This is a genomic window from Sphingobacterium shayense (genome assembly GCF_013179575.1).
Lineage (GTDB): Bacteria > Bacteroidota > Bacteroidia > Sphingobacteriales > Sphingobacteriaceae > Sphingobacterium > Sphingobacterium shayense.
Genome location: NZ_JABMCQ010000122.1, coordinates 1 through 12,903 on the forward strand (window position 1 = coordinate 1; position 12,903 = coordinate 12,903).

17 protein-coding genes and 2 tRNA genes are annotated in these 12,903 nt (G+C 40.5%); 17 read left to right on the top strand and 2 right to left on the bottom strand.

Going from position 1 to position 12,903, the window contains the following annotated elements:
• The 17 genes from HP439_RS13480 to HP439_RS19680 form a co-directional block, all read left to right on the top strand.
• A partial coding sequence (locus HP439_RS13480; RefSeq protein ID WP_172390868.1) for an urease subunit alpha occupies nt 1–1,045 on the top strand: 1,045 nt, incomplete at its 5' end.
• Between the two features lie 4 nt (nt 1,046–1,049).
• Entirely contained in the window at nt 1,050–1,544 is a 495-nt protein-coding gene (locus HP439_RS13485; RefSeq protein ID WP_172390869.1) for an urease accessory protein UreE, read from the top strand.
• A gap of 1 nt (nt 1,545) precedes the next feature.
• Nucleotides 1,546–2,232: an urease accessory protein UreF gene (locus HP439_RS13490; protein ID WP_172390870.1), complete on the top strand. Its 687-nt coding sequence runs from the start codon at nt 1,546–1,548 to the stop codon at nt 2,230–2,232.
• A 10-nt stretch (nt 2,233–2,242) separates the two neighbouring features.
• Complete coding sequence (ureG, locus tag HP439_RS13495) at nt 2,243–2,857, top strand: urease accessory protein UreG (protein WP_172390871.1); 615 nt, start codon at nt 2,243–2,245, stop codon at nt 2,855–2,857.
• An 11-nt stretch (nt 2,858–2,868) separates the two neighbouring features.
• The gene (locus HP439_RS13500; protein WP_172390873.1) at nt 2,869–3,795 is read left to right on the top strand and encodes an urease accessory protein UreD; all 927 of its coding nucleotides are present in this window, start codon (nt 2,869–2,871) and stop codon (nt 3,793–3,795) included.
• Nucleotides 3,795–4,148, top strand: a complete 354-nt coding sequence (locus tag HP439_RS13505) for a hydrogenase maturation nickel metallochaperone HypA/HybF (RefSeq protein WP_172390874.1) — start codon at nt 3,795–3,797, stop codon at nt 4,146–4,148. The genes HP439_RS13500 and HP439_RS13505 overlap by 1 nt, the downstream gene beginning before the upstream one ends.
• Entirely contained in the window at nt 4,141–4,854 is a 714-nt protein-coding gene (gene hypB, locus HP439_RS13510) for a hydrogenase nickel incorporation protein HypB (protein WP_172390875.1), read from the top strand. Before HP439_RS13505 ends, hypB begins: the two co-directional genes overlap by 8 nt.
• Nucleotides 4,854–5,303 (top strand): urease accessory protein UreE, encoded by a 450-nt coding sequence (locus HP439_RS13515; protein WP_172390876.1) that lies wholly within the window; start codon nt 4,854–4,856, stop codon nt 5,301–5,303. Before hypB ends, HP439_RS13515 begins: the two co-directional genes overlap by 1 nt.
• Nucleotides 5,304–5,310: 7 nt before the next feature.
• Nucleotides 5,311–6,303 carry an ABC transporter substrate-binding protein gene (locus HP439_RS13520; RefSeq protein ID WP_216657846.1) on the top strand — a complete coding sequence of 331 codons (993 nt, stop codon included), beginning with the start codon at nt 5,311–5,313 and terminating at the stop codon, nt 6,301–6,303.
• A 5-nt stretch (nt 6,304–6,308) separates the two neighbouring features.
• The gene (locus HP439_RS13525) at nt 6,309–7,319 is read left to right on the top strand and encodes a FecCD family ABC transporter permease (RefSeq protein WP_172390877.1); all 1,011 of its coding nucleotides are present in this window, start codon (nt 6,309–6,311) and stop codon (nt 7,317–7,319) included.
• On the top strand, nt 7,319–8,104 hold the full coding sequence (locus HP439_RS13530) for an ABC transporter ATP-binding protein (protein WP_172390879.1): 786 nt from the start codon (nt 7,319–7,321) through the stop codon (nt 8,102–8,104). Before HP439_RS13525 ends, HP439_RS13530 begins: the two co-directional genes overlap by 1 nt.
• Nucleotides 8,091–8,612, top strand: a complete 522-nt coding sequence (locus tag HP439_RS13535) for a GNAT family N-acetyltransferase (protein ID WP_172390880.1) — start codon at nt 8,091–8,093, stop codon at nt 8,610–8,612. Before HP439_RS13530 ends, HP439_RS13535 begins: the two co-directional genes overlap by 14 nt.
• Nucleotides 8,602–11,073, top strand: coding sequence for a TonB-dependent siderophore receptor (locus HP439_RS13540; RefSeq protein ID WP_172390881.1), 2,472 nt, complete (start codon nt 8,602–8,604; stop codon nt 11,071–11,073). The genes HP439_RS13535 and HP439_RS13540 overlap by 11 nt, the downstream gene beginning before the upstream one ends.
• A gap of 2 nt (nt 11,074–11,075) precedes the next feature.
• Nucleotides 11,076–11,459, top strand: a complete 384-nt coding sequence (locus HP439_RS13545) for a hypothetical protein (protein WP_172390882.1) — start codon at nt 11,076–11,078, stop codon at nt 11,457–11,459.
• 70 nt (nt 11,460–11,529) lie between these two features.
• Entirely contained in the window at nt 11,530–11,658 is a 129-nt protein-coding gene (locus HP439_RS19630) for a hypothetical protein (RefSeq protein ID WP_281358196.1), read from the top strand.
• A gap of 70 nt (nt 11,659–11,728) precedes the next feature.
• Nucleotides 11,729–12,082 carry an ISAon1 family transposase N-terminal region protein gene (locus HP439_RS13550; protein WP_172390883.1) on the top strand — a complete coding sequence of 118 codons (354 nt, stop codon included), beginning with the start codon at nt 11,729–11,731 and terminating at the stop codon, nt 12,080–12,082.
• 29 nt (nt 12,083–12,111) lie between these two features.
• Nucleotides 12,112–12,285, top strand: a complete 174-nt coding sequence (locus HP439_RS19680; protein WP_343043549.1) for a transposase — start codon at nt 12,112–12,114, stop codon at nt 12,283–12,285.
• A 118-nt stretch (nt 12,286–12,403) separates the two neighbouring features.
• Here HP439_RS19680 and HP439_RS13560 read toward each other — a convergent pair.
• Both HP439_RS13560 and HP439_RS13565 read right to left on the bottom strand, forming a co-directional pair.
• Nucleotides 12,404–12,488 (bottom strand) — tRNA-Leu (locus tag HP439_RS13560).
• 5 nt (nt 12,489–12,493) lie between these two features.
• Nucleotides 12,494–12,566, bottom strand: a tRNA-Gly gene (locus HP439_RS13565).
• Nucleotides 12,567–12,903: the final 337 nt, after the last annotated feature.

The following is a 12,903-nucleotide window of genomic DNA, read 5'->3' on the forward strand; positions in this document are numbered from 1 at the left end:
TTGGGGCGCGACTCCTGCCACCATCGATGCGTCTTTGAAAGTCGCCGATAAATACGATGTTCAAGTAGCTATACATACGGATACCTTGAATGAAGCAGGGTTCTTGGAGGATACTGTCGCTGCAATTGATGGGCGGGTTATCCATACGTTCCACACCGAAGGTGCTGGTGGAGGCCACGCTCCGGATATTATCAAGATCGCGATGTATCCAAATATCCTACCGGCATCAACCAATCCTACAAAACCATTTACCGTCAATACAGTAGATGAGCACCTTGATATGTTAATGGCAGTTCACCATTTGGACAAAAAAATCAAGGAAGATGTTGCTTTTGCCGACTCAAGAATTCGTCCGCAAACTATGGCTGCTGAGGATATTTTCCAAGATATGGGTGTATTTTCGATCATGAGCTCAGATAGCCAAGCAATGGGACGTGTTGGAGAAGTTATTTCAAGAACATTCCAAACTGCACACAAAATGAAAGTGCAGCGCGGTGCGTTGAACGAGGACAAAGGAAAAGGACACGATAACTACAGAGTAAAACGCTATATCGCCAAGTATACTATAAATCCGGCAAAGGCCCATGGAATCGATAGCTACATTGGTTCAATTGAAAAAGGCAAATATGCTGATTTGGTATTATGGAAAACGAGCATGTTTGGTGTAAAACCTGAATTGATCATTAAAGGAGGTATGATCCTTAGCTCCAAAATGGGCGATGCAAATGGTTCGATCCCCACACCACAACCGGTGTTATATAAACCGATGTTTGGGAGCTACGGTAAAGCGCTACCCAAGGTATGCTTAAACTTCGTTTCCCAGGTTTCTCTCGATAATGGGAACATGCAAAAATTAAATCTTTTGCGTACGAATTTACCTGTTAAGAACTGCCGTACGGTGATGAAAAAGGATATGGTTCACAACAGTGCAACACCAAATATTGTTGTAAACCCTGACACCTATGAAGTTACAGTAGATGGAGAATTGGCAACTTGTGAGCCGTTGAAAGTGGTTCCTATGGCGCAACGTTATTTCCTTTTTTAAATAAATGGTGGTCGCAAGAGCTATAAAAGGCAATATCTATGGTGCAGACTATGCTCAAAGGTCAAGGTGTATCGACTTCTTGGAATTGGAATGGTTTGACACGACAAAAAGAGTCATTCGGGAATACAGTGTTGGAGGTAGAGAGATTGGATTCAAGAACTTTAGCTCTGAAGGACTTCTTGAGGGGGATGTTCTGTATGCGGATGATGACGTTTGTATTGTTGTGAAGATATTGCCTTGCTCTTGTATTGTCTTTAAACCACGAAGCTTAAAAGAAATGGCGATCGTATGCTTTGAGATAGGCAATAAACATGTCCCCGTATTTATTAATTCGAACAATGAAATCATTACGGCACTTGAAAGCCCGTTATTCAATCAGCTCTCAAGAGCGGGCTTTGATCCGCAGGTTGAGAATCGGATAATCGAACGGACAGATGTATTAATGATCCACAATTACGCTAAGAAAAAGAACAAGATCGTACTAATTAAGGAGGAATGATATGAACCCACTTTTGACCCTTATGCAAATCAATGACTCGGTATTCCCTATTGGGGGATTCACGCATTCTTATGGGTTGGAGACTTACATCTCAAAAGGGATAGTCAAAGACAGTAAAACGGCAAAAGAATATGCAAAGTCAATGTTAGAATATAGTTTTTTCTACAATGACGCTGCATTTTTTCACAAAACTTGGGAAATCTGTGATTCCAAGGCTACAAAAAAGAAAGTCCAGGAGCTTGATTCACTAATCACCGCTTACAAGGCTCCTTATGAAATCAGAGATGCTAGTAAGAAGCTGGGAATTAGATTTCTGAAGCTTACTGAAAAATTACAGCCCGTTGCCAGATGTACGACGTACTTGAAAAGTATTCAGTCCAGCGAGATGCACGGTCATTATGCTGTGGCCTTTGCTATGTATGCCCATGCGCAGAAAATTGAATATAACGATGCCTTAAGTGCGTTCTATTATAATTCTTTAAATGGAATTGTCACCAATTGCGCCAAATTGGTGCCCATTAGTCAAATGGATGCCCAGCAGATCTTATTTAAGCTGCAGCCTTTGATTAATGTACTCGTGGAGCGCCAGCCATCTCTAGAGGAAGATCTTATTGGGAATTGTTGCGTCGCTCAGGATATCCGCTGTATGCAACACGAGAAACTATATACTAGAATCTACATTTCTTAAATATGTTAATATGTCAACAAGAAATTATGTAAAAATTGGAGTTGCAGGGCCTGTTGGTTCCGGTAAAACTGCATTAATCGAACGGTTAACCAGATCAATGTCTGGCGAATATAGTATTTGTGTCGTTACCAATGATATATATACTAAAGAAGATGCGATGTATCTTCAACAGAATTCTACACTACCTGCAGAACGCATAATGGGTGTAGAAACTGGTGGGTGCCCCCATACAGCCATCCGCGAGGATGCGTCTATGAATATTGAAGCCGTTGAGGATTTAGCAGAACGCTTCCCTGATGCGGAAATCATTTTCGTTGAAAGTGGAGGCGATAATCTGACAGCTACCTTCAGTCCCGATCTTGCGGACGTAACGATCTTTGTGCTTGATGTTGCTGAAGGAGAAAAAATGCCAAGAAAAGGAGGTCCAGGAATCACCAGGTCCGATTTGCTGTTGATTAATAAAATCGATTTGGCGCCCTACGTTAATGCAGACCTGGAGGTGATGCGCAAGGACACGTTAAAAATGCGCGGGGATCGGCCCTTTATTTTTACCAACATGATGACCTTAGATGGGCTGGAAGATGTAAAGAATTGGATTAGGAGATATGCTCTTTTAGAGAATTAATAATTGGAATTATGGATAGTGCTATAAAACTAAATGCGGAGCGCGAAGGGCATAAAACCGTCCTCAAGGAGAGTTACCATAGCGCGCCGTATAAGTTAACTTATTACGGATCGCCAACCTTCCATGAGCATTTGGAGATGATCATTATGAGCGCATCGCCGGGAGTCATGGAAGGCGATATCTTAACGATTGATGTCCATGCAAAACCGGGTGCGGAATTAAAGCTGTTTACGCAATCTTTTAATAAGGTTCACCCTATGAAAACTGGTGCAGAGCAGTTAACCGTCGTTCATGTAGATAAAGAGGCACTGTTTCAATATATCCCTCATCCCATTACGCCGTTTAAGGAATCCATATTCTTAGCCAAGAATGAGATCCACTTGGATAAAGAGGGTGTTTTGATCTGGGGCGATATCATTTGCTCGGGCAGGGTGCATATGAAAGAATCTTTTGTTTTCACGCAGTTACATTCTGTCACGCGGATTTTTCGAGAGGGGAAGTTGATTTTTATTGACAATCAATTTTTGAGTCCCGCAAAGCAACCTATTCAAAAGATGTTGTTTTTCGAGGGATATACGCACCAGGCAACTTTGTTATTCTCCAGCTCTTTTGCAAAGGAGTTAAAACTTGAGCTGGATGAAATAATGACGCAAGATTATATAGACATAACCTATGGTTTTACCCAAGCTGCTGATGATGTGGTAATCTTTCGAGCCTTGGGGAATAGGGGGGAGCTGCTATACGATCTCTTGCTTATGCTTGGTCAATTATGTTGGGAATATTCTCGACATAAGATTACAGAAAGCAGACAGATACAGACAACTGAACAAGAAGAGAAGGCTGTGTTAAAAGATGGAAAATCTCGCCAGCATAATTCCGCGAGCAGTAAGGTGAGATCCGTCAAACACGTTAAAAAGAAAGAAAAAATTGTTGAATAATGCACGAACTTTCGATTGTCAAGGATATTTTTCAAACCTTGGAACAGGCTTATCCTGAAACATATAAAGATATAATCAAGATTGAGATTCAAGCAGGACTATTGAGTAACATTCAACCCGTTCTCATTCAGAATGCTTTTGAAGCTTACATTGAGGAATTTCAAGAATATAAAAAACTTGAATTGGAAGTCACAATACTTCCAATTATTGCGCACTGTGCTGTCTGTAATAATACTTTTGAAGTAAAATACCATCGTTTCGTTTGTGAATGCGGTGTCTCCTCTGATAACATAATACAGGGCGAAGAATTAAAAATTAGTAAAGTAACATTTAATAAGAAAGATCATGAATAATCATACACCAAAAAGTAATCAAATGCCAGTTGGCTCCGTGCAATGTGAGAACACCTCGTTGAACCTTTTGAAGGCGAATGACTTTGTAGCCAAAGCTATTCGTGACCGTATTCCTAATATCTGTGTGATAAATATCTGTTCCTCGCCTGGTAGTGGAAAGACAACTTTGATGCAAGAAACGGGTAAACGTTTGGGTAAGGATCTAAACATTGCTGTACTTGTAGGGGATCCTGAAACAGAGCGTGATGCACTACGGATGAGAGAGGTAGGGATCAATGCCTTACAGATTGTGACGGGAGGGATGTGCCATATTGAAGCGCAGATGATCCTTCAAGCGTTGGATCATATTGACCTTGAAGGGGTTGATTTACTATTTATTGAGAATGTCGGTAATTTGGTCTGCCCGGCCGCATTTGATCTTGGTGAAGACTTTAGAGTTACTGTTTTGGCGGCAACTGAGGGTGATGATAAACCAAAGAAATATCCACGCATGTTTTTAACCAGCGAACTGATGATAGTTTCCAAAGCAGACCTGTTACCCTATGTGCCATTTTCGGTCGATGCAGCGGCAAAGGACGCATGGGAGGTGAACCCCAATTTAGATGTGATGTCAGTTAGTAGTTTGAACGGGGAGGGTATGGATCTCTGGTGTGCGTGGTTGAAGGAAAAAGTTGTTGAGAAAAAAGCTATCGCTCAAGTAGGATAATGATCTTAATTGAAGAGATACACCGTTCAGTAGCATCTAGAGATAATCTGCAAGATTTCTTGGAGTTAGAGTGGTATGAAGTAAATAAAACATTGATCAAAAGATATTCAAAGTTAGGCGAGAGCATCCATATCCAGCTAGCGGAAAAAGTAACTTATTATCAGGGGCAGATTATCTATCAAGATGATAACCGAACTGTTCGTGTGCTTATAAAACCATGTTTGAGCATTGTCCTTAAATCAGAAAATATAAGAACAGTTGGCAAATTTTGTTTTGACGTGGGAAATCGTCATCTGCCGATTTTCCAACTAACTGAAAATCAAATTGCAGTATCTTATGATGCACGGTTATATCAGGCATTACAGGGAAAATATAAAGATGAAGTTCGGTTAGAAGAGGTGGAATTATTGCCTGAGATGGCTTTAAAGGCGTTCGGCAATTTTATGTAATGGGAGAATGAAAATTTTAAAGATATTAGCAATAATGATAGCTATGCTGGCTTTTTTCGCTAGCTGTAATCCGGAATCTAAGGAAAGCAAAAGTGGAAATATTGTCGCCAAGGATAGCAGGGGAAAAACTATAGCATTGAACCAGGTCGCTCAGCGGGCCGTTGTTTTATTTGTCCCGATGGTTGATCAACTCTATATGCTCCAAGCGGGAAAACAAATCGTCGGGATTCCAGAACAACTATATCTGAACTCTTCAACCTATTCGGCGCTGTCTCAATTAGACGAAAGGATCGCAAAGAAAGCACTTGCTACACCGACATTTGGCGGTAGGTCAGCAAATTTGGAGTCAGTGGTAGGATTAAAACCCGATTTAGCAATTGTCTACGAAGTTGATATAGAAACTATTGCTCAGCTGGAGGAATTGGGTGTCCCGGTATTCACTGTTTCAAGTAAAGGCGAAGAAAGCATTTTCAATGAGTTGAAAGAAGTTTCCAGGCTTTTTGGAAAAGAAGAGAGGGCGGAAATATTAATTGATTATGTTCAAGAAGAGCTGCTAAAGATGCAACTAAAACCTACTGCAATAAAGAAGAAAGTATATTATGGTTGGTCAAATGGCAGAATTTTTTCAACTTCCGGACAGGGAAGTTTGATGGACCTTGCTATTAAATCTTCCGGAGCAGAGAATGCATGTCCTTTGGAGTTGGAAGCACCTAATATTGGGGCAGAATTGATCTACCAGTGGGATCCCGATTTGATTGTTTTATGGAACTCTGATCCTAATGATGTTTATAAATTAAAGGAACTAGCGGCTTTGCCTGCTGTTAGGAATAAGCAGGTATTCGAATTAACACCGACCTTTAATTTTGACCCCCACACGCTCAAGTTTTTACTTTTTGCCAAGCAACTGCATTATTGGGCATATCCCGAGCAAGGAAATGATCCAAATGCGGAGGTACAAAACTCTCTTGCCGTGCTTTATGGAAAACAAATAAAACAATAGGAGCGATGAAAGAACGAATTAAAGTTGTCCTGCTTTTTATTATTCCCTTGTTTGTTATTGTGCTATCTCTTGCCTGGGGAAGTACAGGTATGTTAAGTATATCGAAACTTTTTGGACACTTTACAGCGCTATTTCAAAAAGAGATTATGGGAAGGGACGTGGATTTAGAGGAGAACATGGCTACAATCTTGTGGCACGTGCGGTTACCCAGAATACTGTTGACATTTATGGTTGGGTCTGCATTGGCTGTTTCCGGGGCGGTGCTACAGGCGATTTTTAGAAACCCTATTGTCGATCCCTTTTCTTTGGGTATATCCTCGGGAGCTGCTTTTGGAGCTGCACTTTCTATGCTTGTATCCTTTTTTTCCATTACATTATCTGCATTTCTTTTTGGTGTGCTTGCTGTTGGGATCACCTATTTGGTTAGTTATTCGAAGGCTCGAGCCACTTTAATTACGATGGTGCTTTCTGGAATGATTATTTCGGGTGTGTTTACTGCTTTTTTAACCGTTCTTCAATATCTGAGCGATCCCTATAAATTGCAGGCGATTGTTCAATGGACGATGGGTAATCTTCATACGGCCTCCTGGGAAAAGGTTAACACCTCGGCCCTGCCTATTGTTGGAGGAATTTTGATAATTATCATTTACCGATGGAGATTAAACCTCTTGGCACTTGGAGACGAAGAATCGATGGCTGTAGGAGTGAATCCTAAAGGTATGAAATTGCTGATGGTCGGTTTAGCAACGATGATAACGGCAGCTTCGGTCGCTGCGGTTGGCATGATCAGTCTTTTCGGGCTTATTGTTCCACATGTGACACGTATCATTTTTGGGCCGAACAATCAAATAGGTGTTTTTGCAAACGTGAGCATAGGTGGAACATTTTTGTTGCTAATTGATGATTTATCGAGGACATTAATGCCATTTGAAATCCCTGTAGGGGTATTCACGATGTTGCTGGGTGCACCATTATTTATTTATCTCATGCGCAAGAATGCTGTAAATTGGAACTAATGGATAATTTCGTTGAAATAAAAAAGCTCTTCTTTTCCTTCCCTGGACAGTCGGTTTTAAAGGACGTTAATGTCAAATTTAGTTCTGGGGAATTAAGTATCATCCTAGGCAGGAATGGCTCTGGGAAATCTTCACTATTCAATATCCTTTCCGGACTTGAGCGAAAGTATCAAGGAGAAGTATTTTTCCATGGGGTTGAAAGAAGTGATATTAAACCACATAAAGATGCCAAGGTGCGGATAGGGTTTATGTCTCAGTTTCATCATAGTACTTTTCCTTTCGATGTTTTGGACGTTTTATTAACGGGCAGAGCGGCTTTTTCGAAGTTTGCACCCACATCTCACGATCGGAAGATGGCTGAACAAACATTAACCGCCTTTAGTTTACAGCATTTAAAGCATAAACCATACACCTCACTGTCTGGCGGAGAACGGCAATTGATCTTATTATGTAGGGTGTTATTGCAGGAACCTGATGTCCTACTGCTTGATGAACCGACGAACCACCTTGACCTGCATTATCAGGTTGCCGTATTGAACCATATTAAGCGTCTTGTAAAACAAGGGACAACGGTCATCTGTATTATGCACGACCCTAATCTAGCCTTACTATATGGAGATAGATTTTTTCTGATGAAAGAGGCGGGCTTAGACGAATTAACAGGAAACACGAATGAACAACGGGTTAAAGCTTTGGAGGATACCTACGAGGTTGATTTAGAAGCTATACCTCACCGTGCCGGCCATCTAATAATTCCCAAAATAGCAGCAAATGCAAGACAATAAGATATTCATCAGCCAAGTGCAAGCTGACCAGGTAGAAGAAATTAAAGATTTTGTTTTAAGGGTAAGAAAGATTCTATTTCCAATGCTTGATCAGACGATCGTTCCGAGGGACATTCTGAATTTTATGGAAACTTATAAGAGCAATCCGCTTGGTGGATTTTTACAGGCAAGGAACGCAAGTGGTCAAATTGTAGGCGTCATAGGGATGATGGAATATAACCACAGGTTTGGGTATTTAAATTATCCACAAGAGAAGATCGTTGAGGTAGCGAGACTTTATATTGAGCCAGACTACAGAAGGATAGCATTGGGTTCAAAAATGGTTAACGAGCTAAAGAAAATAGCCCTGAGAAAAGGAATTGAAGTTATGTATCTGCATACCCACCCATTTTTAAAAGGAGCATATGAATTCTGGTTGAAACAAGGCTACTTATTAGATCGAAAGTGTATCGAATCCACTTTCGTTACGCTACATATGAGCCTGAATCTTAGTAACGATGCAGATTAAAGCACGGTTAATACGTGGCTTGACTAGAACCGGCGGGCGGGCAAAGGTCTCCCTTGTATGTTTTCTCTATCTCTGTTTAAGTGTTAATGTACTGGGGCAAGCACTTCTACGGGGGCATGTCCTGAACTCTTTTGGAAAAAACCTTGAAGGCGTGACGGTGTACAACCATCTCCATAAAGTTGCTGTTAAAACGGACAGAAATGGTGCTTTTGAATTTTCGGAAAACTTATCACGGTCGAGCATGCTTACCTTATCTGCGATAGGTCTAAAAACGAAAGAAATTCTGCTGGATACCGCTGATCGTAGTTCAGATTCTGGTCTGCGTATTATTATGCAATCTAATTTGCATGAACTTGGTGAGATTACAGTTACCGGACGACGGAATAATTCGTATTTGACCAATAGCGTTGAAATGGGCGGAAAATTCACAGGAACCTTAAAGGATCTTCCGCAGTCCGTTTCTTTAGTCAGTAAAGAATTTATGGAAGATAAACAGGCCTTTCTGATAACCGATATGGCCCAAGATCTAGCGGGCGTAAATTTAGCATCCAGTTATGATGATTTTACGATCAGAGGTTTTAGGAGCGGGTACAACTCAGGCTTGCGTTTAGTGAATGGCATGCGCTCTGCCTATGGTTACGGCACGAGCTATTTTAGATCGCCCTTAACGGTGAATTTAGAAACCATTGAGGTCTTAAAAGGTCCCGGTGCTTCCTTGTTTGGTGATATTGTGCCGGGGGGGACTATAAATATGGTAACAAAGAAACCTCTGGAAACACATCAATTGGCGGCTAATTTTTCATTTGGTAGTTTTCAAACATTTCGCTCGACGGTTGATCTTGGCGGCCCGGTAGATTCAGCCAAAAGAATATTGTATAGGTTCAATGCGGGTTATGAGAACGCGAAAACCTTTCGTGATAATAACCATCGAAGAACTATTTTAATAGCCCCTTCATTCACGTTCAAACCCTTCCAGGGAACACAGTTGGATCTTGATTTTGTTTATGATAATTTTGATGGCTTTTTGGACCGGGGAATTGGTATTAGGCAAAATGATTTTTACGGGCTACCCAGAAGTTTTAATGTCAATCAATCGAGCGATTTTTTCAAGTCTAAATTCATGACACTTTCAGCGCGGTTATCTCAAAAAATAACGGATAACTTAAGTTTTCATGCGAGTTATATGAAGGCGGTTTACAGAGAAGATTTGAATGAGTTTAGAACATTAAATACATTTACTGACCCTCCGGTAAACTCCATTATGAATATGCGATTTATTGAGAAGAAAATGACAGATTATACGGATAATCTAGTTTCCTATTTGTCTTATTCTCAAAAAGGGGGTAGTATGCATCACCGCATGATTTTAGGGATGGATTATGCGACATACCGACCAGATAGCGGCAACCTTCAAAAGGAAGCTAGAACCCGAATATTGAATGGAGATACTGTTCGATTAACGGTCGACTTAGATAATCCAACAAGCGAGCTAATAAATCCATCGTCGTATGTTTGGCTTGCTCAGGTAAGTTTTCCTTTTTTGAATCCATACAAATCTCTGGGAATTTATTTTCAAGATCAAATCACTATTGGAGAAAAGTGGCATCTTATCGTCGGTTTACGGCACGAACGCTATAATTCAAGTAGCGCAGATCTTAAAAATACGTATAGTACTTCACAGAGCAGCTGGTTGCCTAGAGTAGGGATTACTTATAAGCTCAATAAGCAGATGAATTATTTTGCTAGCTACTCGCAGGGCTACATCCCTGTTGGTGCGGATTTTTTACACAATCACGGGAACTATGGTTCGGAGGTGCCTTTTAAGGCCGAAAATAGCTATCAAATAGAGTCGGGATTAAAAATGGGTTTCTTTAGCAATCAGCTGCAAACCGAGCTCTCGTTTTTCCATATTAACAGGCGAGATATGTTAATGAGTACGGGCGCGATGTCTGAGACAGGTTTTCCCATCTATAGACAATCTGGCGAGGTGTTCTCGCAAGGTATGGAGCTTGATTTTAGAGGGCAGATTACCAGAGAGTTGCAGCTAACGGGTAATTATAGCTTTAACCATACAAAAGTTAAATCTTCGTCAATGCAAGCGGAGTCTGGACAAATGCTTCCCAATGCGCCCAAGCATGTTGCTGGCCTTTGGGGGAAATATGTCATTCCTAACTACGCATTGAAAGGTCTGGGCTTTGGTTTAGGATTAAGCCATGTTTCCGAGCGAAGGATGGAAAATTTCGTCCGAGAAGATGCGAAAGGGAACCAAGAATGGGATCGTTGGCCTGCGTATACCGTAATCAATGCGGCCGTTTATTACCATATAAAAAAGGTTAGGTTATCGGTAAATGCGAATAATATATTTGATTCCTATTATTACTTGGGAGGGTTTGACTATACAAGAGGATTTGTCGGCAATCCAAGAAGCGTTATGTTTTCTATTGGCTACATATTAAGGTAGATTTGCCTGAAATTCAATGTTTTTACTATCTTTTTGCACTAAATAAGCAGTTTGAGTCCGACAATGGTTTAGTTTTTAAATCAGTTATCAGTTTACTGCAATCGGAGAGTTATATCGTTGATCGGGCAGATAAGGAAACGGGATTAATCAATGGATCAAAGCGTATTGAAAACAAGAATGCCACTATGCAACGTTTTCTAGTCGGTACATCTAAAGATGCGAATACTTCAAAAGTGATGTTTGTCGAAGCAATTAACAACGAGGTTTGCGAAGTGAAAATCACGCTCTATGAAGGAGCAGAGACCAGCTCGACTGGTTATTGGGGAGGGGTGAATAAACAAAATAAAGAGCAAATGATCTACGAACCTCGTGTATATCAAGAATGATTCCAGCGTCTTCAGGCTGAGCTGGAGCGTAGAAAAGCATTATTGAACTAATATTTTAAATTGAATTATTATGGGATTAAAAACAGGACCAAAGCGTACAGCGGTTTCAACAGGTAAGCCGGATCAACGTCAGCGTGATAATAAAAACACGCCAGGAAATACACCTTCTTTGAAACCTTCGAAAAGTACGAAGAAGTAAAGGATCATACCGAAAAGTTGGGGGGAATATTAAATAATTCTTAGTTTAGCATCTTTAATACAGATGTCTCTTGCAAGACGCTGAACGTAAATTACTATCCCTATTGATGCCCGAAGGGCTGTTAGAATATTTCGATATCATAGAAGTTATTCAAAGAGATAAACAACTCCATATTCATCTTGATGAAAAAAACATAGTTCCCTCCGGATATGAAAACATTAAATTAGAATCTAAAGGCTTTATGCCTTCAGCCGAGATTAGTGATTTTCCTATTCGTGGTCAGAAAGTTACACTTCATGTCAGGCGTAGGCGATGGACGGTAATAGATACAGGAAAGATCATTACCAGAGATTGGAATCTTGTTCGCCAAGGTGCTCGAATGACTACGGAATTCGGGATTTTTTTAAAGGGCATATTTGGATAACCATCCCGTCAGTGCTAATTTTTGAAAGTGTGGCAAGATCCATTGCAGCACACCATCCGGAAAACCTACATTATTTCGATAATCGTAGTACGAATGCTTCAGCCGAATCCTTCAATGCAAAACTGAAAGCCTTTAGAAGTGTGTTCCGAGGTGTTAGAGACACTACTTTCTTCCTATATCGGGTGATGAAATTATATGCTTAAAAATCTAGCCCCCCCAACTTTTCGGTATGATCCGTAAAGTGTGTACTTAGATTTCTCTTATTCTTTTACCTTATAAAAAAGAAAACCCTTGAATAACAATCTGTTATCAAGGGTTTCGTACCTAGGGCGGGAATCGAACCCGCACTCCCTTAACGGGAACAGGATTTTAAGTCCTGCGTGTCTACCAGTTCCACCACCTAGGCAACTGAGCGAAAGACGAGATTCGAACTCGCGACCCCAACCTTGGCAAGGTTGTGCTCTACCAACTGAGCTACTTTCGCTTGACGTGATGCAAATATAGAGAGAAAATCCTATTCTTAAAATAATTTCTTAATTTTTTGATGGGTCTATATATAACATTCTAAAAATCTGCGTAATATTTTTTTTACGAACTGTCGAATTTAGCGCTCATCGCTCTAATGGTTCAATAATTGCTTAGATTTGCCGTGAATCAAGATTTTAATATGAAATTAATTTACCAATATATTATATGCACATGGCTGGCTTTTGGTGTGACTAGCACCGCAATTGCCGATACGTATCCAGAAGTTATTTTTGATAATAGTTTGGTACAAGGCGTATATGCTAAAAGCAAAGTCAGTTATATAGGCAGTTCTT